Annotated in this window: 24 protein-coding genes and 2 pseudogenes; 10 read left to right on the top strand and 16 right to left on the bottom strand. The window is 70.9% G+C overall.

What is annotated here, in order from left to right:
• Window positions 1-26: 26 nt before the first annotated feature.
• Complete coding sequence (locus ACP4J3_RS22895; protein ID WP_426537295.1) at window positions 27-392, bottom strand: helix-turn-helix transcriptional regulator; 366 nt, start codon at window positions 390-392, stop codon at window positions 27-29.
• Window positions 393-602: 210 nt separating this feature from the next.
• Between ACP4J3_RS22895 and ACP4J3_RS22890 the strand changes: the two genes are divergently transcribed.
• Complete coding sequence (locus tag ACP4J3_RS22890; RefSeq protein ID WP_426537293.1) at window positions 603-899, top strand: ANTAR domain-containing protein; 297 nt, start codon at window positions 603-605, stop codon at window positions 897-899.
• A 37-nt stretch (window positions 900-936) separates the two neighbouring features.
• Window positions 937-1,380: a flavodoxin family protein gene (locus ACP4J3_RS22885; RefSeq protein WP_426537291.1), complete on the top strand. Its 444-nt coding sequence runs from the start codon at window positions 937-939 to the stop codon at window positions 1,378-1,380.
• Window positions 1,381-1,410: 30 nt separating this feature from the next.
• Here ACP4J3_RS22885 and ACP4J3_RS22880 read toward each other — a convergent pair.
• Window positions 1,411-1,458, bottom strand: a pseudogene (locus ACP4J3_RS22880) (hypothetical protein); the annotation flags it as partial.
• A gap of 1,147 nt (window positions 1,459-2,605) precedes the next feature.
• Between ACP4J3_RS22880 and ACP4J3_RS22875 the strand changes: the two are divergent.
• Complete coding sequence (locus ACP4J3_RS22875) at window positions 2,606-4,546, top strand: DUF1996 domain-containing protein (protein WP_426537289.1); 1,941 nt, start codon at window positions 2,606-2,608, stop codon at window positions 4,544-4,546.
• Window positions 4,547-4,678: 132 nt separating this feature from the next.
• Here ACP4J3_RS22875 and ACP4J3_RS22870 read toward each other — a convergent pair whose 3' ends face one another.
• The 3 genes from ACP4J3_RS22870 to ACP4J3_RS22860 all read right to left on the bottom strand — a co-directional run bounded on the left by ACP4J3_RS22870 (window position 4,679) and on the right by ACP4J3_RS22860 (window position 6,992).
• Complete coding sequence (locus tag ACP4J3_RS22870; RefSeq protein WP_426537287.1) at window positions 4,679-5,428, bottom strand: SDR family NAD(P)-dependent oxidoreductase; 750 nt, start codon at window positions 5,426-5,428, stop codon at window positions 4,679-4,681.
• A 104-nt stretch (window positions 5,429-5,532) separates the two neighbouring features.
• Complete coding sequence (locus ACP4J3_RS22865) at window positions 5,533-6,294, bottom strand: YqjF family protein (RefSeq protein ID WP_426537285.1); 762 nt, start codon at window positions 6,292-6,294, stop codon at window positions 5,533-5,535.
• 47 nt (window positions 6,295-6,341) lie between these two features.
• Entirely contained in the window at window positions 6,342-6,992 is a 651-nt protein-coding gene (locus ACP4J3_RS22860; protein ID WP_426537283.1) for a TetR/AcrR family transcriptional regulator, read from the bottom strand.
• Window positions 6,993-7,049: 57 nt separating this feature from the next.
• On the opposite strand from ACP4J3_RS22860, the gene ACP4J3_RS22855 reads away from it, so the two are divergent.
• Both ACP4J3_RS22855 and ACP4J3_RS22850 read left to right on the top strand, forming a co-directional pair.
• On the top strand, window positions 7,050-7,748 hold the full coding sequence (locus ACP4J3_RS22855; protein WP_426537281.1) for a class II aldolase/adducin family protein: 699 nt from the start codon (window positions 7,050-7,052) through the stop codon (window positions 7,746-7,748).
• Window positions 7,745-8,674, top strand: coding sequence for a carbohydrate kinase family protein (locus ACP4J3_RS22850; protein WP_426537280.1), 930 nt, complete (start codon window positions 7,745-7,747; stop codon window positions 8,672-8,674). The genes ACP4J3_RS22855 and ACP4J3_RS22850 overlap by 4 nt, the downstream gene beginning before the upstream one ends.
• Window positions 8,675-8,862: 188 nt before the next feature.
• On the opposite strand, the gene ACP4J3_RS22845 is transcribed toward ACP4J3_RS22850, so the two are convergent.
• The 5 genes from ACP4J3_RS22845 to ACP4J3_RS22825 form a co-directional block, all read right to left on the bottom strand.
• Window positions 8,863-9,282 (bottom strand): TOBE domain-containing protein, encoded by a 420-nt coding sequence (locus tag ACP4J3_RS22845; RefSeq protein WP_426537279.1) that lies wholly within the window; start codon window positions 9,280-9,282, stop codon window positions 8,863-8,865.
• A 96-nt stretch (window positions 9,283-9,378) separates the two neighbouring features.
• On the bottom strand, window positions 9,379-10,476 hold the full coding sequence (locus ACP4J3_RS22840) for an ABC transporter ATP-binding protein (protein WP_426537277.1): 1,098 nt from the start codon (window positions 10,474-10,476) through the stop codon (window positions 9,379-9,381).
• Window positions 10,473-11,354: a molybdate ABC transporter permease subunit gene (modB, locus tag ACP4J3_RS22835; protein WP_426537275.1), complete on the bottom strand. Its 882-nt coding sequence runs from the start codon at window positions 11,352-11,354 to the stop codon at window positions 10,473-10,475. Before modB ends, ACP4J3_RS22840 begins: the two co-directional genes overlap by 4 nt.
• The gene (modA, locus tag ACP4J3_RS22830) at window positions 11,351-12,163 is read right to left on the bottom strand and encodes a molybdate ABC transporter substrate-binding protein (protein ID WP_426537273.1); all 813 of its coding nucleotides are present in this window, start codon (window positions 12,161-12,163) and stop codon (window positions 11,351-11,353) included. Before modA ends, modB begins: the two co-directional genes overlap by 4 nt.
• A 162-nt stretch (window positions 12,164-12,325) precedes the next feature.
• Entirely contained in the window at window positions 12,326-12,721 is a 396-nt protein-coding gene (locus ACP4J3_RS22825; protein ID WP_426537271.1) for a TOBE domain-containing protein, read from the bottom strand.
• A 146-nt stretch (window positions 12,722-12,867) separates the two neighbouring features.
• On the opposite strand from ACP4J3_RS22825, the gene ACP4J3_RS22820 reads away from it, so the two are divergent.
• A complete protein-coding gene (locus tag ACP4J3_RS22820) occupies window positions 12,868-13,413 on the top strand; it encodes an RNA polymerase sigma factor (protein WP_426537269.1) in 546 nt (181 codons plus the stop codon).
• The gene (locus tag ACP4J3_RS22815) at window positions 13,414-14,127 is read left to right on the top strand and encodes a hypothetical protein (protein WP_426537267.1); all 714 of its coding nucleotides are present in this window, start codon (window positions 13,414-13,416) and stop codon (window positions 14,125-14,127) included.
• 68 nt (window positions 14,128-14,195) lie between these two features.
• Here ACP4J3_RS22815 and ACP4J3_RS22810 read toward each other — a convergent pair whose 3' ends face one another.
• Window positions 14,196-14,408: a hypothetical protein gene (locus tag ACP4J3_RS22810; RefSeq protein WP_426537265.1), complete on the bottom strand. Its 213-nt coding sequence runs from the start codon at window positions 14,406-14,408 to the stop codon at window positions 14,196-14,198.
• Between the two features lie 779 nt (window positions 14,409-15,187).
• Window positions 15,188-16,813: a ribosomal protection-like ABC-F family protein gene (gene abc-f / locus ACP4J3_RS22805; protein ID WP_426537417.1), complete on the bottom strand. Its 1,626-nt coding sequence runs from the start codon at window positions 16,811-16,813 to the stop codon at window positions 15,188-15,190.
• 682 nt (window positions 16,814-17,495) lie between these two features.
• Here abc-f and ACP4J3_RS22800 point away from each other — a divergent pair.
• A complete protein-coding gene (locus ACP4J3_RS22800; RefSeq protein ID WP_426537263.1) occupies window positions 17,496-18,419 on the top strand; it encodes an aminoglycoside phosphotransferase family protein in 924 nt (307 codons plus the stop codon).
• A gap of 53 nt (window positions 18,420-18,472) precedes the next feature.
• Here ACP4J3_RS22800 and ACP4J3_RS22795 read toward each other — a convergent pair.
• A pseudogene (locus ACP4J3_RS22795) lies at window positions 18,473-18,660 on the bottom strand (DNA-binding response regulator); the annotation flags it as partial.
• Window positions 18,661-18,741: 81 nt separating this feature from the next.
• Between ACP4J3_RS22795 and ACP4J3_RS22790 the strand changes: the two are divergent.
• Window positions 18,742-18,957 (top strand): hypothetical protein, encoded by a 216-nt coding sequence (locus ACP4J3_RS22790; RefSeq protein WP_426537261.1) that lies wholly within the window; start codon window positions 18,742-18,744, stop codon window positions 18,955-18,957.
• A gap of 275 nt (window positions 18,958-19,232) precedes the next feature.
• Here ACP4J3_RS22790 and ACP4J3_RS22785 read toward each other — a convergent pair whose 3' ends face one another.
• From ACP4J3_RS22785 to ACP4J3_RS22775, 3 genes are all read right to left on the bottom strand, one after another.
• Complete coding sequence (locus ACP4J3_RS22785) at window positions 19,233-19,946, bottom strand: VOC family protein (RefSeq protein WP_426537259.1); 714 nt, start codon at window positions 19,944-19,946, stop codon at window positions 19,233-19,235.
• A gap of 167 nt (window positions 19,947-20,113) precedes the next feature.
• On the bottom strand, window positions 20,114-20,500 hold the full coding sequence (locus ACP4J3_RS22780; RefSeq protein ID WP_426537257.1) for a VOC family protein: 387 nt from the start codon (window positions 20,498-20,500) through the stop codon (window positions 20,114-20,116).
• Window positions 20,501-20,510: 10 nt separating this feature from the next.
• Window positions 20,511-21,683 carry an epoxide hydrolase family protein gene (locus ACP4J3_RS22775; RefSeq protein WP_426537255.1) on the bottom strand — a complete coding sequence of 391 codons (1,173 nt, stop codon included), beginning with the start codon at window positions 21,681-21,683 and terminating at the stop codon, window positions 20,511-20,513.
• Window positions 21,684-21,765: 82 nt separating this feature from the next.
• Here ACP4J3_RS22775 and ACP4J3_RS22770 point away from each other — a divergent pair, with 82 nt between their 5' ends.
• Window positions 21,766-22,341, top strand: coding sequence for a CGNR zinc finger domain-containing protein (locus tag ACP4J3_RS22770; protein ID WP_426537253.1), 576 nt, complete (start codon window positions 21,766-21,768; stop codon window positions 22,339-22,341).
• Window positions 22,342-22,914 lie beyond the last annotated feature (573 nt).

Here is a 22,914-nt window from a genome sequence, read left to right as displayed (position 1 = left end):
CCTCAGCCGGCCGACCGCGCGGCCACTCATCCGCCGTCCACCGGCGTCCACCGGCGCGCGGGGCTGAACTGCTCCGGGGGGACCTGGCGGTCAACCTCGTCCCTGAGAAGCAGCGAGAGCAGTGCGGCCACCGGCAGTCCGGAATCCGCGGGGTGACGCAGCACCATGCCGGGCTCGATCCGGTAGGTGTTGGTGCGTCCCTCACGAACGTGGGACAGATACCCGTCCCGCTCCAGATCGGAAATGATCTTCTGGACAGCCCGTTCGGTGAGGCGGCAGCGCGCCGCGATATGCCGAATGCGGATGTTCGGGTTGTCGGCGACCGCCGCCAGCACGCGCGCATGGTTGGTCAGGAATGTCCACCCGGTGTGCGACTCAGGAACTCCGTCCATGAACCAATGCTACGTCCAGGCATTCACGTATACAAAAACACGCACGGCATTACATGTATCGGTTGACGTGTTCGGCCGTTCGGGCCCAGTCTGGTACGGAGACGAGGAGCACCCGAGAGAGAGGCGGTCATGCCGGAGCTCACGTCCTCGGCCCACCGCTCGGCAACCGTGAGCAAGGCAGCCAGGCACACCCGGCACACGGAGGCATCCGTGGAACGCGAAGAGGACCTGCGGACCGAGGTCGCCCAACTGCGGCGGGCCATGCACACCCGGCCGACCATCGACCTGGCCCGGGGCATTCTGATGGCGTCCTTCGGCCTGGAGGCCGAGGACGCCTGGGCGGTGCTGGTCGCGGTCTCGCAGAACACCAACACCAAACTGCACAGTCTCGCCGGAACCCTGGTGGCCACCGTCAAGGGCGATCCGTTGCCCGTGGAGGTACGGGAGCAGTTGTCGTCCGCGGTCGCCAGGGTCAACTCGACGGCGCGGGCGCCGCAGTTGCGCTGATCGGCGCCGCGACGGCAGGGTTCGGGGTGTCCCTACCTTGCTGATCGTCCATCACACCCCCTCGCCCAACTGCCAGGCCCTGCTCGAAGCGGTCGTCTCCGGCGCGACCGCGCCCGAGATCGAGAACGTCGAGGTCGTACGGCGACCGGCGCTGTCCGCGACGGCTTCCGATGTGCTGGACGCCGACGGCTACCTCCTGGGCACCCCGGCGAACCTCGGCTACATCTCCGGCGCCATGAAGCATTTCCTCGACCAGATCTACTACCCGTGCCTGGACGCGACCCGTGGCCGGCCCTTCGGCTACTACGTGCACGGCGGCAGCGACGTGACCGGTGCCGTGCGGGCGATCGACTCCATCACGACCGGCCTCGCCTGGCGACGCACCGCGCAGCCCGTGACGGTGACGGGCGAGCCCGGCAAGGCCGACATCGAGGCCTGCTGGGAACTGGGGGCGACACTCGCCGCCGGACTGATGGACTGAGCGCGGCCGCGACGGCCGGCGACAGCCGGGCTACTCGCCGGCGGCGCCGTCGATGGCCTCGCGGAGCAGATCCGCATGGCCGACGTGGCGGGCGTACTCTCGATCACGTGCTCGAGGACGAACCGCACATCGGTGTCACCGAATTCCGGGTTCGGCACGACACGCGCGAGGTCGGCGGTCACCTTCGCGAACACCTGCCGCGACTCCTGGCACGCCGTCAGGTAGTCCTCGTGGACCTCCCTGGCCGGCGTAGGGTCCGACTCGCCGTACCACTCGCCGCCGTCAGCGGTGACGTAGGTCAACGCCGACGACCGCACAGGCTGTAGACGCAGCTGCCCCTCCGAGAGGCCCTCGAACTTCCACAAGAAGGTCGCTTGGTGGTAGTCGAGATTCGAGGCGACCACCTCCAGCCACGGGCCCGATATCGTGCGCTCGGGCCGGACGATCTTCTGGACCGAAATGTCGCTCACGCTGGAGATCTCCTTACCCGTCACTCGAGGGCGCCCTACCGGCACCTCACGACGAGCTGGCCGACCGAGAAGACCCCGCTTCGTATCGGAACTCATCGCTCGATGCCGCAAGGCAAGTGGCGCCGTGACAGCGTGATGGGGACCGTCGGCACCCGCCCGGGCGGGCGGGTGGTGCGGTGGCTCGCAGGCCGGGACGGCGCGGACGTCGTCGCGATGACCAGACGTAAGCTACCGGCCGAGGCCGAGGACCTGCTGCTCCTGGCCTCCGGCGTCCCGTGCACGTTCGCCAGGGCTTCGTCGTACAACGAGTTCTTCCAGGACTGGCTCATCAAGGCGCGCGCGACCGGCCTGCTGCGGCGGCCCGCGCCCTCGTCGCGCTCGCGGTGGGTGGGCCGACCGGGCGTCACCACGACATCTCGGGACCCGAATCGGCGGACCTGGACCTGGCAGGCATCGCCTCGGTCACGGCCTCATCCATGTTCGCCGCGGTGCGCGAGCAGCGCTGGGACCGAGTCTGCTCGGCAGGGTCCGACTCCAGCCACGCGGTGGCAGGGGCTCAGATGACAGGACCCGGGCTCATAAGAAAGTTCTGTGAATTCGCGAGGCGTTTGAACACCACGGGGTCGGCCTCCGTATGGGATCGGGGGATTTTCATGCCCTGACCGACCACGAGGCGTAGGAGTACTTCCTTGGGACGCAGCACGCGAAGACGCCCAACGGGCGCACGGCGCACGACCTTTGCAGCGGTCGCGCTGATGTTGGGCGGCGGCGGCCTGGTTGCGGCCAACGTCTATGCCTCGGCGACCGAGGACGCCGGAGCGGACCCCGCCCGGACGCTGTCCTCCCCGGCCGGCACGATCGACTGCCCCGACGTCGGCAGCAAGCTGACGGATGTGCCGGAGGGGGCGAAGGAGGACGTCGCGAAGGAACTCGCGCTCCTCGACCAGCAGATCGCAGACGCCTACCAACGGCTGCAAAAGTCGGCCCAGGCGATCCAGCAGGACGCGGGCTTCGCCGACAACGCGATCATGAATCCGCTGAAGGACAAGCGCGGCGCCACGATCGAGCGCATCGCCATCGCGGTGGACCGTGTGGGGGAGCGGCCCGAGGGCCTGGACTCCCTCGCCGCCTGCACGCTGCGCGCCGCCGACAGCGGCAACGGCGACCAGGTGAACGACGCCGATGGCGCGGACGGCGCCCAGGACAACGGCGGCGACCAGGGCGGCCAACAGCAGGGCGACGACGCCCAGAACGGCAACGGTGGCCAGGCCGGCAACGGACCCGTCGCCGCGGACTACGTGGACATCAAGTCCGTACAGCCGAACGTGCCCAGCCCGGCCCTGACCTCTGACGCCTCCCGCGGCACCTTCGCCAGCAGTTGCGGAGTCAACGAGAACGGCCTGTTCAACTCCGACAACATCATCGTCGCCCCCGGCGTCTCCAACGGCGCCCACCACTTCCACGACTACATCGGCAACCAGTCCAACGACGCCTTCGCGAGCGACGAGGACCTCGCGAACGCCGAGACCAGCTGTGTCGACCAGGGCGACAAGTCCACGTACTACTGGCCCGTGATCCGTCTTCAGAACGGCAAGCAGGAACAGGACGCCAACTCGCCCGGCGGCGGCATCGAGGGCAACGCCGGCGAGATCGTCACCCCCAAGGAAGTGACGCTGACGTTCGTGGGCAACCCGCGCGGCAAGGTCACCGCGATGCCCCGCCTGCTGCGCATCATCACCGGTGACGCCAAGGCGTTCGTCAACGGCACCGCCAACGCCAACGCCTCCTGGAGCTGCACCGGCTTCGAGGACCGGCAGCTCAAGGACAAGTACCCGCTGTGCCCGCAGGGCAGTGACGTGGTGCGCACCTTCAGGTTCCAGAGCTGCTGGGACGGACAGAACATCGACAGCGCCAACCACCGCACGCACGTGGCGTTCGCCGCGGCGGACGGCAGTTGCGGCAACGGCTTCAAGGCCATCCCGCAGCTTGTGCAGCGGATCGTGTACGACGTCGACGCGCCGAGCCTGCAGGACGGTGGCCGTACGACCCCGCTGTTCGCGGTGGACACGTTCCCCGAGCAGTTGCACAAGCCGGTCACCGACCACGGCGACTTCATCAACGTCTTCGACGAGGGCCTGATGGGCGAGATGGTCGACTGCATCAACGAGGGCCGCAAGTGCGGTGTGGGTGCCGGCGACGGCGGTGACCCGGGCCAGGAGGAGCCGACCGAGGCTCCCACCACTCCGCCGGCCGACGGCGACAAGCCGGACCCGGGCAACGGAGGGGACGAGCAGACGGAGCCGCCGGCCGAGGACGAGCCCGCGACCGAGGAGCCGACGACCGAGGCACCCGCGGCCGAGGAGCCCGACAAGGACGCGCCTGCCACCGACCCGGCGAAGGACGACAAGCCCACCGTGTCGAGCACGGTCGCGCCCAAGGCCTACGGAACGCCGTCGGCCACCGCCCAGGCCGAGGGCGGCTCGGACAACGACGACGCGAACGCGGGCGGCGCTGCCGAGCAGACCCAGCCGGGCGCGGCCGGCGACGACTCCGACGCCGGCTCCGGCACGCAGCCGCAGGCCGTCGGCGGCGACCTCGCCGAGACCGGCACCACGCTGTGGCCGGCCGCGGCCGGTGCCGTCCTGCTGACGGCGGGCTTCGTGCTGCTGATGCGCACCAGGCGCCGCGCCGAATGACGGCAACGACGGCGATGACGGCCAGGAACGGCGTTTGACGCCGGGATCGCCCGTCGAGGCCCGGACCGGTGATTTCCGGTCCGGGCCTCGCGTGTGCGCGGGGCGACGCGGCAGACGGTGACCCGCGGCGTGCTAGTCCACGATGGCGCCGCAGGAGATGTTCACGTCCGTCGCGGTGAGCGTGCGGGCCTTGTCGGAGGCGACGAACGCGGCCACGTCGCCGACGTCGGCGAGTGTCGCGCCACGGCCGAGCTGCGTCGCCTCGACCAGGCTGTCGACGATGGCCTCCCGGCCGGGGAAGCCCTCGGGCAGGGTCTCCGGCACGCCGCCGGACTTCAGGGTCACCACGCGGATGCCGTGCGGGCCGAGCTCGATCGCCCACTGCCGGCGCAGCCCCTCCAGCGCATCCAGCGCGATCTTGAAACCGCCGAGCCCGGGCAGCGTCTGAGGGCCACCGCCGCCGAAGGCGAGGATCACTCCCGTGCCGCGCTCGATCATGTGCCGGGCCGCCGCCCGGGTCGTCAGGAACTGCGCCCGCATCGCGGTCACGATGGGCCGCAGGAAGTCCGCCTCCGAGATCTCCATCAACGGCTTCTGGACGTCTCCGTAGCCGATGGCGTTGAACGACACGTCGATCCGCCCCGCCCGAGCGACGACGCCGTCGACGAAGGCGTCCACCGCCGCCTCCTCGCGCGGGTCGACCACGGCGGTCTCCACCGTCCCGCCCGCGGCACGGATGTCCTCGGCGAGCCCGTCCAGCGGTGCCGCGGCACGCCCGGCGAGGAAGACCCGCGCACCCTCGCGGGCGAAGGCGCGCGCCGCCGCCCCGCCGATGGGACCGCTGGCGCCGTACACCACCGCGACCTTGTCCTTGAGCAACATGATCGATCTCCGTCTTGTCCGACTGCCGGTCGGCCGCGGACGCGGCCTTGACCCTCATCCGATACGTCGGCGCCGACCCGCGGAATTCGACACGCGCATGTGGATCACGGAGTGGGGATGCCCGCGGGCCGCGCCGGACGGCCCAGGCGGACCGGCACACCGGGGGAGTACAGGACGCTGACCGGGTCCGTGCTCGGGGCGGGCAGCCCGGCCGCGGTGACGAGGTCCTCCTCGCAGGTGAGCAGCTCGGCGCGGTACAGCGGCCACCGAGGGTGGTGGTTGGGCAGATACGCCAGCGGCTCGGGCCCGCCGAAGAAGGCGTTGTGCATGCCCCAGCGAGCGGTCAGGAAGTGCTCGAGCCCGGTCGGCTCCTCGATGCGCTCACCGGTGCGCACGGTGATGCGGCTCGACGCGCCGCGCGGCCCCGGCCAGCGACGCGTACTGGTGTAGGTCACGGTGTCACTCGCCGAACGGACGGTCATCCGCGACCACAGGTACGGCAGCCGGAAGCCGAGCCGCCCCATCACGACCGGGATCAGCCGTGCGGCGTCCATCGACCGGAACACGACACCGCGCCGCCCGTGCCCGTCCACCGAGTACAGGCGCACGTTGGTCTCGGGGAAGGTTCCGAGATACGGCACCCCCGGCAGCCGCAGCCAGCCGACCCGATGCATCCGGAACGCGACCAGCCCGACGTACGTCATGCCGCCATACGTGTCCGGAACCGTCCCCTTGGGCAACAGCCCGGCCACGACGTCCGGTTCGACGGCCCAGTGGATGAAGGCGAGGTCGAGCCATTCCTGGGTCAGGAGCGGCGTGCGTATGCGGGCGGGCGCGTCCGGCGTGACAGGAGTGGGATTCGGCACCGGGCCAGCATGGCAGAGCCCCATCCGCCGAAGCGTGGGGCCACGGGTCATCGGTAGCGCGCGGCGATGCCGGTGAGGTATCCGCGCAGCATCAGCTTGGCCTCGTCGAGAAGGTCCGGATCGCCCTCCGGGTCACGGCGGAACGCCTCCTGGGCGAGGGCGTCGGCGGCGAGGACCGCGGCGTGGCAGGCGCGGGCGAGTGCCGCGTCGTCGTGGGCGAGGCCAAGGGCCAGCAGGACGCGCCGGATGCCGTCGGCCATACGGCGTTTGTGCGCGCGGTCCGCCGCGCGGGTCTGCTCGGTGAGGCTGCTGCCGAACCACAGGGCCCTGAAGCCGTGTTCGGTGCGGTAGATCGCGGCGTACGCGTCGATGAGCACCCCGACCGGGTCGTCCCACCGCTCCGCGGACGCCGAGTCCACCAGATCGTCCATGGCGGCCTCCAGCCGGGCGAAGTAGCCGGCCGCGAGGGCGTCGATGATGGCGTCCCGGTCGGGCAGGTACTGGTACAGCGAACCGACCGAGACCTTGGCCTCCGCCGCGATACGGGTCGTCGTCAGGGCCTGCACCCCCTCGCGGACCAGGACGCGTTCGGCGGCCTGGAGGACTCGAGCGAGGCGGGCTCTGCTGCGCGCCTGCTGAGGAGTGCGGCGCAGGGGGACCTGCCAGGTGCCGCCGGGCTCCGCGGTCGGGTCGCCCATGTGCGGCCTCCGAATCTGAACGTGACTTTGTTTCATGTTTAGGCTAGCGTCACGCACATGACAGGCTCAAGCTCGCTGCTGGGTCCGCAGCGCGCCGCCGTGGCCGAGGCGTGCCGCAAGCTGGGGGCGGAGCGGCTGCTCATCGGCACGGCCGGCAACGTCAGCGTGCGGGTGGACGACCGTGTCGCGATCACGGCGACCGGTGCGGTGCTCGCCGAACTCACACCGGACCAGGTGACCGTGGTCGACCTGGACGGAAACATCGTGGCCGGGACGCTGGAACCCACCTCCGAACTCGATCTGCACCTGGGCGTCTACCGCCGCTACGGCGCGGGCGCGGTAGTCCACACCCATGCGCCTTTGGCGACCGCGCTGTCCTGCGTGCTCGACGAACTGCCCTGCATCCACTACCAGTTGCTCACCCTCGGCGGCTCGATCCGCGTCGCCCCGTACGCCACCTTCGGCACACCGGAGCTCGCCGAGTCCGTCCTGACCGCGCTGGAGGGCCGCAGCGCCGCGCTGATGGCCAGCCATGGGGCGCTCACCCACGCCCCGACGCTGGACAAAGCCGTCGAGCACGCCCTGCTGCTGGAGTGGGCGTGCGGCGTCTACCAGCACGCGGCCGCCCTCGGCCCGCCCCGTGTCCTCGACGAACAGCAGCAACTCGAGGTGATCGAGGCCGCGCTCGCCCGGAACTACGGCACCACCCACCCCGTACCACCCGTGCAGGACGTCGTGCAGGAGGGAAACCGATGAAGGTCGTCACGCTGGGCGTGCATGTGCTGGACGTGCTGGTACGGCCGGTCGAGGCCATACCTGAGGGCCAGGGCGCCACCCTGGTGGAGGACATCAGGATGACCGCCGCCGGCACGGCCGGCGGAACCGCGCTCACCCTCGCCAAGCTCGGAGCCTCGGTGCAGAGCGCCGGAGCCATCGGCACCGATCCCACCGGAGACATGCTGGTCCAGCTCCTGGGCGCGGCGGGCATCGACACCCGGTACCTCGTGCGCCGCACGGACACCCCCACCTCCGCGAGCGTCCTGCCCATCCGCCCCAACGGCGACCGCCCCTCCCTCCACCTCCTCGGCGCCAACATCACCTACGGCCCCGGCGACGTGCCCTGGGACGCGATCGCCGAGGCCACGCACCTCCACCTCGGCGGCCCCGAACTGATCGGCGTCGACACCGCCACGCGCATCCTGTCGCACGCCAAGGAGCACGGCACGGTCACCTCGGTGGACCTCCTCGCACCCGGCGCGCTCGGCAGCTTCGAGCAGATCGAGCCCGCGCTGCCCCACGTCGACCACATGCTGCCCAACGAGGACCAGGTCCTCGGCTTCACCGGCGAGCAGGACCTGGCCGCGGGTGCGCAGAAGCTCCTCGCCGCCGGAGCCGGCCTGGTGGCGGTCACGCGGGGCGGCGACGGCGCGCTGCTGGTGACGCCGGACCGCATCGAGAAGGTGCCCGCCTTCGCGATCGACGTCGTGGACACCACCGGCTGCGGCGACGCGTTCTCGGCCGGCTTCGTACGCGGCATGGGCCTGGGCCGCACCCCCTACGACGCCGCCGTCCTCGGCAGCGCGGCCGCCGCCCTGGTGGCGCAGGGACTCGGCAGCGATCACGGCGACTTCGACCTCGCGGGCACCGACGCCTTCGCAGCGACGAACAAGCCGCGCGCCTGACCCAGGCCGCCCTCCTTGTCCGACGGCCAGTTGGTGACGCTCAGGGCGCTGTCGTAGTGGACACCCTTGGCCGGCAGGGAGGGCGTGGCCGCCGGTCGGCCGTCGCTGTTCGGGATCCTGCCCGGGAAGCCGACCGGGTGTTGGCCCATAGGGAGGGGGCCCGGGGCGTTCGTGTAGATCCCTCGGTCTCAGCCAGTGGCGAGTGAGACCTCGGTCGACTTGAACAGGACGGTGACGGGGGACCCCGCCGCGAGGCCCAGTTCGCCGGCCGCGTCCTTGGTGATCGCGGCCGTCACCTCGCCGCCGTCGACCGAGACCCGCACCGAGGCCATCGCGGCCCCCGCCTCGACCTCGCGCACGGTGCCGGGCAGCCGGTTGCGGATGGACAGCCCCTCCACCGGGCCGGTGGCCAGTGCCACCTCCGTGGCCTTGACCAGGGCGCGCACGGCCGACCCCGCGGCGAGGCCCAGGTCCTCGACGGCGTCCAGGGTGATGGCGGCGGTGACGTCCTGGCCGCCGTCGAGGCGGATCCTGACCGTTGCCATGGCCTCCCCCGCAGTGACGGAGGTGACGGTGCCGGGGATCTGGTTGCGGATGCTCAGGCTCATGGTCGTACGCCTCGCAGGATGTGTGATGTGCCGCCTTTGGCGGGGTGTTGTGAGGCTCACCGTAGTCCGGTGACGTCCGCCGCCGCGGGAACCGCGTCACGCCGGGTACGCGTGTGTCTGGGTGGCCTTGACCGTCGCCCACACCGTGGCTCCGGGGCGCAGGTCGAGCTCGGCGGCGGCGATGGTGGTGAGGTCGGCGGCCAGGGGCAGTTCGCCGGTCAGGTCGGCGCGGATCTGGTCGCCGTGCGTCTCCAGGCCGACCACCTCGCAGCGCCACAGGTTGCGGGCGCTGGATCCGGTGGGGCGGTCGCGGTGCAAGGTGACCGCGCCGGGCGGGAAGGCGACGAAGACCGGGCCGGTGAGATCCTCGGTGGTCGTGATCGCCGGGCCGCCCCCGACGCGGACCGTGTGCCCCTCGGCCTCGCCCCGGTAGAGGTTGAGGCCGACCAGGTGCGCGATGTAGTCGGTGCGCGGACGGCGGGCGATGTCGGACGGCGTGCCCTCCTGGACGACGTGGCCGTCCTCGATGACGACCAGCCGGTCGGCCAGGACCATCGCGTCCAGCGGATCGTGCGTGACGAGTACGGCGACCGCCTCGAAGTCGGCCAGATGACGGCGGAGCTGGGCGCGGACGCCGAGCCGGGTCCGGGCGTCGAGGGCGGCGAGCGGCTCGTCGAGCAGCAGCAGGCGCGGACGGGTGGCCAGCGCACGGGCGAGGGCCACGCGCTGTGCCTGACCGCCGGAGAGCCTGCGGGGCTTGCTGCCGACGTGCTCGTTCAGCCCCATGCGCCCCAGCCACTCGGCGGCCTGGGCGCGGGCCTCCGCCTTGGTGGCACCGCGACAGCGCGGCCCGAAGGCGACGTTGTCCAGCGCGGACAGGTGCGGGAAGAGCAGGTAGTCCTGGAAGACGACCCCGACCGGGCGGGACTCCGGCCGCGTACGGTCCAACTCCGCGCTGTCCAGCAGGAGATGACCGCCGGACATCGGGACGAGACCGGCGAGGGCCCGCAGCGCGGTCGTCTTGCCCGCCCCGTTCGGGCCGAGCAGCGCGACCACGTCACCCGGCGCCGCCCTGAGCGCCACGTCGAGACGGAACGCACCGCGCTCGACCACCAGCCGCGCGTCGAGCCCGTCCCCGGGCGGGGCGGAGCCCCCGACGGCCGCCCGCGTGGTCTTGTCGTCGAGGTCGGTCATGAGGCGGTCATCCAACGGTCACGCAACCCCGCCAGCACCGCGATCGACACGGCGAGCAGCACCAGGCTGAGCGCGATCGCCGCCTCCGGGTCGTTCTGGAGGGCGAGGTAGACGGCGAGCGGCATGGTCTGGGTACGGCCCGGGAAGTTGCCGGCGAAAGTGATCGTCGCCCCGAACTCGCCGAGCGCCCGGGCCCAGGCGAGGACGGCGCCGGCCGCGATGCCGGGGGCGATCAGCGGCAGGGTGACCCTGCGGAAGGCGGTGAAGCGGGAGGCGCCCAGGGTCGTGGCGGCCTCCTCGTAGCGCGGATCGGCGGCGCGCAGCGTGCCCTCCACGCTGATGACGAGGAACGGCATCGCGACGAACGCCTCCGCCACCACCACCCCTGCCGTGCTGAACGGCAGGGTGACCCCGAACCAGTCGTCCAGCCACCGGCCCACGACGCCGTTGCGGCCCAGCGCCATCAGCAGCGCCACACCCCCGACCACCGGCGGCAGCACGAGCGGCAGTGTGACAAGGGCCCGTACGAGACCACGCCCAGGGAACTCCACCCGGGCCAGCAGCCAGGCCAGCGGCACCCCGATCACCAGGCTCACCGCGGTCGCCGCCGTCGCGCAGACCAGGGACAGCTGGAGCGCCTGCCACACCTCGGAGCTGCTCAGCAGGTCGGGCATGCTGCGCCACGGGGCCCGGATCAGCAGGGCGACGAGCGGCAGCACGAGGAAGGCCAGGCCGATCAGCGCGGGCAGCAGGAGGGGCAGCGGGGCGCCGCCGCCGCGCCCTCGGGGGCCAGTGCGGTCTCTGCGGACGCGGCCGAGCCGTGGGCCACCGGTGAGGGTGTCCACGGCGTCGGCCCTGCCCGGGGACGAGGAGGTCACGGCTTCAGGAACCCGGCCTCGGCCAGGACCTTCTGGCCCTCGGCGGACCGCACCAGCGCGACGAACGCCTTGGCCGCCCCGGCGTTCCGCGACTCCTTGAGCACGGTGATCGGGTAGTCGTTGACGGCGTCGGCCGACTCGGGGAACTCCACGCCCGCCACCTTGTCACCCGCCGCCTTCACGTCGGTCCTGTACACGACCGCCGCGTCGGCCTCCTTCAGCACCACCTTGTTCAGCGCGGACTTGACGTCCTCCTCGTAGGAGACCGGCGTGAGCTTCAGCCCGCTCGAGTCGAGGGCCTTGTGGGCGGCGGCACCGCAGGGCACCGACTTGTCGCACAGCACGACCTTCAGGCCCGGGCCGGTGAGGTCCTTCAGGGAGGCGATCTCGTCGGGGTTGCCCGGCAGGGTCGCGATCTCCAGCCGGTTGCGGACGAAGGTGACCGGCGTGCCCGAGGCGTCCCCGGCATCGGTGACGACCTTCATCGTCCTGGGGCTGGCCGAGGCGAAGACATCGGCGGGCGCACCGCCGGTGATGCCTGCCGCGAGAGCGTCGCTGCCGCCGAAGCTCAAGGTCACCTCGGTGCCCGGGTGCTGCTTCTCGAACACCTTGCCCAGCTTTGTGAAGCTCTCCTTCAGCGAGGCCGCGGCGAAGACGGTTACCTGCCCGGACAGCTCGCCCGAGGCGGAGCCCGAGTCGGCGGCGGAGTCGGAGCCGGAGGACGAGCAGGCGCTCAGACTCAGCAGCGCGGCGGCGCCCGCACCGGTCGCCTTCATCATCCGGCAGGGCCGACGCACGGAACGGGTCATCGCGGGTCCACTCCCTCTGCTAGTGAGCATGCGCCGATGATACTGCCGCAGATGCGAGGGGGAAGTCTCTCGTCGCATCGCATGAGCCGGGCCATCTGTGCAATGGCATGGCATGTGCGTCAGTGCCAGTGGAGCTGTGGAGGGAAGCGCGTTCCTACCCACTCACATCCGGTCGATGTGCACGTTCGTCGACTTCACCCGGGCCGTGGCCTCCATGCCCACCTCCAGCCCCAGCTCCTCCACGGCCTCCCGCGTCAGCAGCGAGACCAGCCGGTGCGGCCCGGCCTGGATCTCCACCTGGGCCGCCACGTCGCCCAGCTTGATCGAGGTGACGATGCCGGGAAAGGCGTTGCGCGCCGAGGTGTAGGAGGTGTCCTCCTCGCCGCCCCCGCTCTTCGCGAGCTCGACCGAGAAGGCGGCGAGGTCCTTGCCGTCGATGAGCCGCCTGCCGCCCTCGTCCCGGTGGGTCGCCACCCGCCCCGCGTCCGCCCACCGCCGCGCGGTGTCCGGACTCACGCCGAGCAGCCGTGCGGCCTGGCCGATCGTGTATGCCTGCATGCAGGCCAAGATAGGTCAGGGGCGGGAGCCCGAAGCGCTTGCAGTGGGCGAGTGCGAAGGAATCGTGAACCGGCGAACGCCGTGGGCGGTTTCTCCGTCACAGGGGTGTCGCGTCTGCCGGGCGGGACCGCTGCGGTGGACGGTCAGTGCAGACAGGGAGACCGGCCAACAGTCAGGGGGGTGAGGCGGGTGGCAGCCACGGGCGATCCGCTGTCGCCGGACGAGCACGATCGGGTGCGGGCGGTGCTGTACCTCGGAGGGATGCGCAGAGAGGCGCTGGAGGACGGGGTGCAGCAGGTGCGCGTGCGCTGCTGGAGCAGCAGCGCACGCGCAGGAGGCTGCGCCACCGCGGCGCCTGGCTGGCCACCGTCGCCGGCCGCGTCGCCCTCGACACGCACCGGGCCCGGCAGCACGAGCGCGGCCTCGCCGAGCGGATCCGGCGCCGTGACCCGCCCGCGCTCAGCGACCAGGGCCGCTCCGCCGAGCAGCGGGAACTCGCCCTGGTGGTGGCCCAGGCGTTGGAGGGCCTGGACATGGAGGTACGCCGCCTTGTGGTGCTGCGGTTCTACGCCGACCTGTCGGTGCGCCAGATCGCCGAGCAGTTGGGCGTCCCCGAGGGCACGGTCAAGAGCCGGCTCCACGCGGCGATGCGGTCGCTGCGGCAGCGGCTGCGCGAGACGGAGGTGGTGTGAGTGAGGGCGTGGGGTTCTCACGACGACGGCGACGTCTGGGATGCCGTCGTGACCGGGGAGGCGCCGTCGGCGCGCCGGTTGCGGGGCGATCCGGAGATGCGGGCGCAGTGGGACGAGGCACGGCAGGTGGAGTCCCGTCTGCGGCAGGGCCTCGGGCTGCTCGCCGAGGAGGCGCGGTCGCGTACGGCTGAAACGACCGAGACGACGGAGGCGACCGAGACGGTACGGCGCGACGTGCCTGCCCCGGTGACGGGTGCCGTGCGTCGGTGGCGTCGATCGGCCCTCGCCGTGGCCGCGGCTCTGGCGGTGGGCCTCGGCGCGGCCGTGCTCGGACTGCAGCCCTGGTCGCAGGACGGCGGGGGAAGCGACCAGGGAACGGCCACCAGTCTGAGCGGCCCCGGCGTGCTGGCCTGCGCTCAGGTCGTCGCACAGGGACGCGTCGACGCGGTCGAGGCGTTGAGCGGCGGCCGCGTCGAGCTGCGGATGACGGTGCGGGAGTACCTCAAGCCGCGCAAGAGCTCCGGCGCAGAGCTGGAGGTCACCACGCGGGGCCGCGCGGAACTGCGGGCGGGCATCGAGGCCGCGGTGGTGGTCTACCCGGACCGGGCCGAGGCTTCCGTCTATCCGGGCGAGCCGGGGGCACGGCTCGTGGCGAAGCTGCGGCCGTACGCGCAGCAGTCGGACACCCTGCCCCGCTGCGAGGGGACAGGGTGAGCCGGTAGGGCGTGGACGACGGATCGTCCACGCCGAGCGTTCGGTGCTCGGCTGTCAGCGGTCCGCGCTCAACGCCCCGTGAAGCGGACCTGGTTGCGCACGGCCCCGGTCCAGTGCTCGCCGACGGCGTGGGAGACCGTCGATTCGCCGGAGTCCGCGGCCCCCAGGTGCCGGTCGCCGTACACCGGGACCAGGGTCCGCCACCCGAAGGCCGCCTCGTCGGTGGTGGCGAACAGGTACGTCTGGCCCGGCCGGAGCAGCCGGTCGCCCTCGAACAGCAACGGCTCGGCGGCGCCGTCGAGCCGGCCGCCCTGCTGGTTGACGGTCTGGTGCCGTCGGCGTCGCCCTTGAAGCTCTTGTCGACGCGGACGCTGTACTGGGTCTCCGGCAGCCCGGAGATCGCCTTCTGCCCCTGCCGGGCGAGGACGGTGCCCACGAAGACGTCGTCGGCGAAGTCGGCCAGCTTGGCGTCGTCGGCGAAGTCGGTCACGAAGCCGGCGTGCATCCGGGGCCCGTCGGCCGACGGGGCGGACCGCTCCGCGGAGTTGGCGGTGCTACTGCCATAGATGTTGTTGTAGGCGTCCACGTCCGGCTGGGTGGGGATGTCGGTGAGGCGGCCGGCGGTGACGGACTCCATCACCGCTCGACCGTGTCACGCATGTCATGGGCACGCCAGCAACGGCATGACCGGAAGGGCCGATTCACCTGTCCCGCCCGCTTTCGGCTCACCTCCGCGGCATTGACGCGCCGGGGTGACGAACTGCCGGTTCCCGCAGCCGGATCGCGGATGCCGCGCACCGCGCGGCGCCCGCAACCCGACTGGATCCGCACCCCCACACTGCCCCCGGTCGCCCAAACCCGCCCACACCACCCCACGGATTCCATGCAGCACTCATCCAACGGCGGTGCAAAACCCCCACATTCGGGCAGAGGGTGATGTCGAACCAGAGAAGGACTTGGCCGGCGCCGACGGAATTCTCGTACTCGCCGTACTGACGGGAGACGTGCCCGCCCTCGGGACCGCGCCCCGTCGGTCGGACCCCCCGATCTCAGGCCGCTGTCAGCACCTGCGACCGCCCCGCAGTTCGAGCCGCTCACCCGGGAACTGCTCGCGGAAGCCCTGGTCGTGAGAGACCGCGACCACCGCTCCCGGGTAGGCCGCGAGCGCCGCTTCCAGATCCTCGACGAGGTCGAGCGCGAGGTGGTTCGTCGGCTCGTCGAGGACGAGGAGGCCGGCGGGCCGGGTCACCAGGTCGGCGATCTGCAGCCGTCGCCGCTGCCCCGCGGACAGCGCCGCGACCGGGACGTGCAGATCCTCCTCGCGGAACAGGCCCAGCGCCAGCAGTTGTTCGGCGTACTCGTGCGGCAGCCCGGGCCGCCCGGCCGCGAAGGCGGAGAGCAACGGGAGCCGAGTGGAGCGCGCGGGCAGCTCCTGAGCCAGGTATCCGATGCGGGCGGGACGGCGTACCGTGCCTGCGTCCGGCTCCAGATCGCCGGCCAGGACGCGCAGCAGTGTCGTCTTGCCTGCCCCGTTCTCGCCCGTGACCAGCAGCCGCTGACCGGGCGCGAGCGTCACCAGCCCGTCCAGCCGCAGCCGCTCGCCGACCGTCACGCCGTCGAGCTCGGCGATCGGGCGGCCGTCGACACGATCCCCGTCGCCCGCCGTCGGCAGCGCCGCCGTGAAGCGCAGCGGTTCCGGCGGCGCCGGCACCGGGCGGCGCCGCAACTGGGCGAGCCGCTCGCGGGCCGCGCGCACCTGACCGCCGAGCTTCGCCTCGTGCGAGCGACGGTACTTGCCGAAGCCCTGCCGCGGGTCCTTGCCGGTGGTGGCGAGCCGCTTCCCGGCGCCCTCGACCAGCTCCTCGGCGCGGGCCACCTCCTGGAGCCACTCGATGTGCTCCTGCTCCGCGCGGCGCCGGGCGGAGGCCTTCGCGGCGCGGTAACCGGTCCAGCCGTCGCCGTAGCGGCGCACGGTGCGCGTATCGCGGTCCACCTTCAGGATCGTGGTGGCGATGCGCTCCAGGAAGCCGCGGTCATGGGTGACCGCCGCCACCGTGCCCCGGTGCGCGCGCAGGTGCTCCTCGAGCCATCGCACGGCCGCCGCGTCGAGGTGGTTCGTCGGCTCGTCGAGCAGCAGCAGCTCGGGCGCGGCGGCCAGCACACAGGCCAGCGCGAGCCTGGACTGCTCGCCGCCCGAGAGCGAGCCGAGCGCACGCTCGCGGGTGATCCCGGCGAGCCCGAGCCCGTGCATCGCCGCATCGACGCGTACGTCCGCCTCGTACCCGCCGCGTTCCTCGTACGCGATCACCAGCTCGCCGTAAGCGGCGAGTTCCTCCTCCGACGCCTCGCCCAGGCGCTCCTCCGCCGCACGCAGCCGGCGCTCCATGTCACGCAGCTCGGCGAGGGCGAGGTCGACGGCGTCCTGCACGGTGCGGTCCGGGGCGAGGTCGAGGGTCTGGGCTAGGTGGCCGACGCCGCCCGGGAAGCCGACCGTCAGCTCTCCGGCGTCCGGCGGCTCGGCGGCCGCGAGCAGCCGCAGCAGGGTGGACTTGCCGGAGCCGTTCTCGCCGATGACGGCCGCCTTCTCGCCCGGGCGGACGGTGAAGGAGACCTGGTCGAGGACGGTCCGGGTGCCGTAGGACTTGGTGACGTCCTTGACGGAGAGCTGCGCCATGGCAGCGGGCATGGGCGTGTGGGCGCGTGCGCGCATGTGACTTTCCCTGGGGGCGCGAAGGGTCTACGGGCAGTGGAAACGGCGGCGGGGGCCGTGCCCGGACTCAGCGGAAGTAGTAGTAGAAGAAGAAAGCCACGCGCTCACCATAACAAAACGGTCCGTCTCGTCTCTACTGGATTCAGGCGACCGATGACCGGTGACCGGGTATCGGCGAGCGGGCGTGCGGGCGTGCGGGTGGTCCTCGGGCCGAACCGAGGACTACGGGGCCGTCGGGCCGAGTGAAAGGGACCGTGGTGGGGACTTGGTGTACAGGCCGGGTTCAGCGGCGTACCCCAGGGGGCTGGCTCGGCCAGGCTCCTCTGGTTCAGACCGCGTGCCGGGGGAGCCGCCGGTGTGTCCTGGTGTTGTTCTCCTGCGGGTAGCGGCGGCGGCGTGAGAGGCCAGCAGCTGGCCGGCCTCGGTGAAGGCGCCCTCGGTGTACCGCAAGGAACCCCCGCGCCATCGACGCCATCCTCTGCGCGAACCGAGGCCAGTCCAGCCCGCGCTCCACCTCTCGGCTCGCCCCGGTCCGGTCCTTCACCAGGCATGTCACGCGAGGCTCGCGATGCGCTCCGAAGAGCAGATGACGGCCCGACCGTGTGCGCTGCTCCGATAGCTTGCGAGGAGATGCTGACCCGGCTGAAGGAAGGTCGTTGTGAGCCCGTCGCAAGCCGTCGAGGTACCGCAGCCACTGGCGATGTCGTACGCCAGGGCCTTCGGCGACGCAGGGAGCGCGTGGATCGCCGCACTGCCGGCTCTGGCCGCCGAGGCACTGGACCGCTGGGAGCTGAGACGGGACGGCGCGGCCAGATTCGGGCAGGCCTCCCTGGTGCTTCCGGTACAACGCGGGAACGGCACGCACGCGGTGCTCAAACTCCAGATGCCCAGAGCGGAGGTGACCGCCGCGCTCATCGGTCTGCGCATCTGGAACGGCGACGCGATGGTGCGCCTGCTGGATCACGATCCCGAGACCGGCAGCATGCTCCTGGAACGGCTGGACGCCGTCCGCACCCTGACCTCGATCGAGGACGACGACACCGCCATGGGCATCCTCGCCGAGCTTCAGAGCAGACTGGTCGCCGTACCCGCGCCCCAGGGCCTGCGCGGCCTCGGCGACATCGCCACCGAGATGCTGAAGCAGACGCCCGAGGCGGTCATGGCCCTGCCCGACCCCGCGCAACGCTCGCTCCTGCTGGACTGGTCGTCCGCGGTGGCCGAACTGGTCGACGAGCCCGGAGACCGGATGCTCCACTGGGATCTGCACTACGACAACGTCCTCGCCGCCGACCGTGAGCCCTGGCTCGCCATCGATCCCGAGCCGCTCGCCGGGGACCCCGGCTTCGACCTGTGGCCGGCCCTGAACAGCGGCCTGGACGACATGGCTGCGAAGGCTGACACCCCGCGGTTGGTGCGCCGCCGCTTCGACCTCCTCACCTCGACCCTCGACCTGGACCGCGCACGCGCGACCGGCTGGACACTCGGGCGGCTCCTGCAGAACGCGCTGTGGGACGTGGAGGACGGCGAGACGGCCCTCGCCCCGTCCGCAGTCGCGATCTCGGAGGCGCTGCTCGACCGTTGAGGTCGACGTGCCGGGCGGCGAGCTTGTCGTAGATTGGGCGCAGGTGGGCCATGAACGCGGCCGGCGACCGGGGCGGACACGGCGCTACGTCCCTGGGCGGCGGCGTGGATCGCGCCGAAGAGCTCGTCGGGCCACTCGGCCCACACGTTTGGGCCCTCGCCCAGTTGCAGGTCCATCAGCATCACGTCCGGGGCAAGCTTCGGGCCAGCGCGAGCGCTCGCTCGCCGGCGCCTGCCTCTCCAAAGGGCCGGCCGTGGACCGGACGGTGCCCTCGCCGGGGTGTGGACTCGCGGATGAGCGCCCCACCCCGCACCCTGGTCCCATGGCACGCACACAGCCCGTCATCGTCTACCCGCCCGCCGAGGACGGCGGCCGGCGCGTGCGTGCGGACGATCACTTCCTGGGCATGGCGTATGGACTCCTGGACATCGCCGAGTTCCTGCGCCAGGCGGGTATCGAGGACGCGGACCCCGCATACGTACGGCAGTCCGCGCTGATCGAGTGGCGCGGCGGCGGCCCGGATGTGTGGGGGAGCTGAACGGCGCGAGGAAAAGCGGCTGCTGATCGGCGGCACATGTCAGTGACGGTGCCGTCCGCTGGACTGTGACCGAGAGGTCGCGTGCTCCCAGCGGATTGTAGCGGTGGCTGTGGAGCGGAACGGCCTAGCGGGGACCCGCAGCCTGTCATCGCTCCCCGTCAGGGGGCCGAGGCCCCGCAGTTCAAGTCACTCCGGTGACGGGACCTGCCCGCCGCTCTGCCGCGCACCCCGCAGCAACAACTCACATCCCGCCGTGGCTCCCGTCGGTCCCAGCTTCACCGGCGCGTGAGCACACGGAACTGGTTGCTGTCAGGGTCAGCAAGCAGCACCGCGCCGTCCTCGCCGTGGGTGGAGTCGAGACGCTTCGCCCCGAGAGAGAGCAGGCGCTCGACTTCCGCTTGCGGATCGCCGTCCGGCGCGAGGTCGAAGTGCAGGTCCTTGCCGGGGTCCGGCATCAGCGGAGGGCCACCCCACGTGATCTTCGTACCGCCGTTCGGCGACTGGATGGCGGTCTCTTCGTCCTGGTCCCAGACCAGCGGCCAGCCCAGAGCCTTGCTCCAGAAGTAGCCGACGGCCTGCGAACCGTCGCAGGCGAGCGCTCCGATGAAGCCGCAGTCGGAGAGGAAATTGTTGCCCGGCTCGATGACACAGAACTCGTTGCCCTCCGGGTCGGCGAGCACCACATGGGACGCGTCCGATCCCTGGCCGACGTCGGCGTGCTGCGCGCCGAGGCCGAGCGCTCTGGCCACGGTCTCCTGCTGGTCTTCCACGGAGGAACTGGTCAGGTCGAAGTGCAGCCGGTTCTGGGCGACCTTCTGCGCCTGGGAGGGACGGAAGCCGAGGCGGTAGCCGGCGTCATTGCCGGACAGCAGGGTGACGCCGTCGTCAGAATCGTCGGCTCTCTCCAAGCCCAGGACGCCGGACCAGAAATGTGCCAGGCGCTCGGGCTGGTACGCATCGAAGGAGATTGCGAAGAGTCGGCTGCTCATCGCGCCTCGCATCCTCGGTCCGTCGAGTGCCAACTGTCGGCAGGGCACCACGCCGGCGCCTCGAACGAGGATCCTATGGGCGGGCGATCACGGTTGCAGCCGAATATTCAGCGCCCGCATGCGGACTTCGCCCCCTGTCGCGCAGCGAACCCGAAGCCCGCTGCTTCTCATGGCGGGGACGTGGCTCCGTTCACGAATACGTCCTCGCGCTTGGCGTGAACCGTTGCCCCCAGCGCACACAGCCGCTTGGCTTCCGCGGCCGCATCGGTAGCGCCCAGATCGAGATGCACTCGGTTCTTGACCAGCTTGCTCTCCGGTACCAGTTGGAAGAAGATGCGCGGTGACCTGCCATCGGGGTGAACGAGCAGGACCGTGGGGTCGTCCTCCCGCGATCTCGTAGCCGTCCAGGGCCTGGGCCCAGAATCGGGCGGTCGAAGCCGGATGAGGGCTGTCGAAGACGATGTCCTTGATGGATGCCACAGGACTCCCTTCAGGAACGGGAAGTTCCCACACTGCCGTCTGCCCCTCTGCCCATCCGAAAGACCCCGGGGCACCGAGCCGCGTTCACCGATTAGCGGCCAGCACTGCCGCGAGGCCCTCCTGCAGATCTTTGACGAAATACTCGGGAACCTCCAGCGACGGGAAATGTCCCCCGCTTTCGGGCGACCTCCATCGGACGATCTGTCGGTACCGCTCCTGTGCCCAGGGGCGCGGACACTTCTCGATGTCGCGGGGATACATACTGATTGCCGACGGGACGTCGACCCGAAGATCGGGATCGACCGAGTTGTGGCTTTCGTAGTAGATGCGGGCCGCCGATGCGCCGGTCCGCGTCAGCCAATACAGCGTGACGTCGTCAAGAACGCGGTCTCTGGAAATCGTCTCGAACGGGCTGTCTTCGGTGTCCGACCATTCGGCGAACTTGTCAAGGATCCAGGCAAGGAGCCCGACCGGTGAGTCGACGAGCGAGTAGCCGATGGTCTGCGGTCGGGTCGCCTGCTGCTTCGCGTACGCCGCGCGGTGACGCCAGAAATCGCGGGTCTCCTCGGTCCACCTGCGCTCGACCGCCGTCAGCCCGTCCGTCGTCAACCCGGGCGGCGCCTCCGCGAACGTTGTGTGGATGCCGAGAACGTGTGCCGGGAACCTGCCGCCGAGCACCGTGGTGATATTCCCTCCCCAGTCCCCGCCGTGGGCTACGAACTTGCTGTAGCCGAGCCTTCCCATCAGCTCCACCCATGCGGCCGCGATCTTTTCGGTCCCCCACCCGGTGGCGGCCGGCTTGTCGCTGTAACCAAAGCCCGGCAGCGACGGCACCACGACGTGAAACGCCGGCGCGTCTGCGTCTTCCGGATCTGCCAGCTCGTCGATTACATCCACGAACTCAGCAATGCTGCCCGGCCAGCCGTGCGTCAGGATCAGAGGAGTGGCATCTGCACGCGCGGATCGGCGGTGCAGGAAGTGGATTCCCAGATCATCAATGGTCGTGCGGAACTGGCCGATACGGTCAAGGCGCTCTTCGAACGACCGCCAGTTGTACCCGGTGCGCCAGTAGTTCACGACATCGACGAGGTCGGCGAGGGGAACGCCCTGTTCCCATCGGCGAGGGTCGGGTGCGGCGCGACAGACCGTCTCGGCCTCCGGTAGCCGCGCCGCGGTCAGTCGCGCGCGCAGATCGTCGAGGTCGGCGTCAGTTGCGTGGTCTTCGAATGCTTGCACGTCGCGGGTTGGACGGGGCATGAGGCCTCCTGGCCATCGCGGAACCGGCTAAGACGGTTCTAGCATGTCATCATGTCGACCTGCAACCAGCTAAGGTGGTTCCATGCGCGCTGGGTTCCCTGACTTCCGCCTCGGCAACGTGCTGGCGACCAGCTTCACGGCGACTCTGACGGAGCGTCATGGCAACGCTGTGGAGCGCATTCCCACACCGCACCGACTCGTCGACTGGCTGGCGGTGAACGGCCTCGCCGTGGACTCCTGCACCACGGCCCAGCTCGACCTCGCTCGGGAACTGAGGGAGTCGATTCACGCCGCCGCGACAGCGGCCGCGATCCAGGAAGCTCTCCCTGTATCTGCTGTCCAAGTCATCAATGACTGCAGCGCCCAGGGCCGGGCCGCGGCGATCCTGACGCCCGAGGGTCAGCGGCGATGGCAGCTCAGCTCGGCATCCTGCGTGGAAGATGCCCTCAGCGTGATCGCCGCCGACGCGATCAGCATCATCTCAGGCGAACGAGACGGAAAATTGGCCCTGTGTGCATCACCAACCTGCCAAGCCGCCTTCTTCGACACCAGCCAAAGCCGCACCCGCAAATGGTGTGACATGAACACCTGCGGGAATCGTCAGAAGAAGGCGCGCTTCAATGCCAAACAGCGCCAACACCCCAGATCAGGGGAGTGATCGACGACAATCGGCGGGTGATGTCGGTCAACGGCACGACTGGTTGATCCAGTTTCGCCACTGCCCGGCGGGGACTCTGGCCGTCAACGCGCTACTCGCCGACCCCTCCACCAGGCCTCACATCTTCGCTGCACGACGGCCGACCCCATCTGCACTACGGCACCCCCGAAGCGGATGCCGCCACCCACATCCGAGCCGTAACGGCCGCCGCACCTACTGTTCGGTGCGCTGTGCCAACGACGACCGCCGTGGCAAGACATCGCGGACGATACAGCGGCGAAGCTCAGCCGCCGACGCAAGTTCCCTGACGAAACGCCGGCATCTCGGCAAGGTGCGTCACTGGGCCGGCACCAGCCGCTCGGCGGCGCTTCCACCGAAGCGATCACGGCGGCGCGGTGTCGCTCAGCCGGGCGTCCTCGTCGTCGCCTGCTGGGGCAGGACACCGAGAGTCCTGAGGACAGGGGTCGGGAGGGGTCCCGGCCGGGGCGGGGTTTCATGGCGACCATGATGCGCAGAACGTCATCCACCCCTGTCGTCGCTCTTGTGGCCGCTGTCGTGTTCGCCGCTCTCCCG

The organism is Streptomyces sp. UG1 (assembly GCF_049974585.1).
GTDB lineage: Bacteria > Actinomycetota > Actinomycetes > Streptomycetales > Streptomycetaceae > Streptomyces.
The sequence above is the reverse complement of the archived record's forward strand: the minus strand, read 5'-3'. Positions and strand labels throughout refer to the sequence as shown.

Excerpts from the sequence above, each read along its gene's own strand:
- ACP4J3_RS22895 (WP_426537295.1), bottom strand. The coding sequence starts at position 392 with ATGGACGGAGTTCCTGAGTCGCACACCGGGTGGACATTCCTGACCAAC.
- ACP4J3_RS22875 (WP_426537289.1), top strand. The coding sequence starts at position 2,606 with ATGTTGGGCGGCGGCGGCCTGGTTGCGGCCAACGTCTATGCCTCGGCG.
- ACP4J3_RS22870 (WP_426537287.1), bottom strand. The coding sequence starts at position 5,428 with ATGTTGCTCAAGGACAAGGTCGCGGTGGTGTACGGCGCCAGCGGTCCC.
- ACP4J3_RS22860 (WP_426537283.1), bottom strand. The coding sequence starts at position 6,992 with ATGGGCGACCCGACCGCGGAGCCCGGCGGCACCTGGCAGGTCCCCCTG.
- ACP4J3_RS22855 (WP_426537281.1), top strand. The coding sequence starts at position 7,050 with ATGACAGGCTCAAGCTCGCTGCTGGGTCCGCAGCGCGCCGCCGTGGCC.
- ACP4J3_RS22850 (WP_426537280.1), top strand. The coding sequence starts at position 7,745 with ATGAAGGTCGTCACGCTGGGCGTGCATGTGCTGGACGTGCTGGTACGG.
- ACP4J3_RS22845 (WP_426537279.1), bottom strand. The coding sequence starts at position 9,282 with ATGAGCCTGAGCATCCGCAACCAGATCCCCGGCACCGTCACCTCCGTC.
- ACP4J3_RS22840 (WP_426537277.1), bottom strand. The coding sequence starts at position 10,476 with ATGACCGACCTCGACGACAAGACCACGCGGGCGGCCGTCGGGGGCTCC.
- modA (WP_426537273.1), bottom strand. The coding sequence starts at position 12,163 with ATGACCCGTTCCGTGCGTCGGCCCTGCCGGATGATGAAGGCGACCGGT.
- ACP4J3_RS22825 (WP_426537271.1), bottom strand. The coding sequence starts at position 12,721 with ATGCAGGCATACACGATCGGCCAGGCCGCACGGCTGCTCGGCGTGAGT.
- abc-f (WP_426537417.1), bottom strand. The coding sequence starts at position 16,813 with ATGCCCGCTGCCATGGCGCAGCTCTCCGTCAAGGACGTCACCAAGTCC.
- ACP4J3_RS22790 (WP_426537261.1), top strand. The coding sequence starts at position 18,742 with ATGGCACGCACACAGCCCGTCATCGTCTACCCGCCCGCCGAGGACGGC.
- ACP4J3_RS22785 (WP_426537259.1), bottom strand. The coding sequence starts at position 19,946 with ATGAGCAGCCGACTCTTCGCAATCTCCTTCGATGCGTACCAGCCCGAG.
- ACP4J3_RS22775 (WP_426537255.1), bottom strand. The coding sequence starts at position 21,683 with ATGCCCCGTCCAACCCGCGACGTGCAAGCATTCGAAGACCACGCAACT.
- ACP4J3_RS22770 (WP_426537253.1), top strand. The coding sequence starts at position 21,766 with ATGCGCGCTGGGTTCCCTGACTTCCGCCTCGGCAACGTGCTGGCGACC.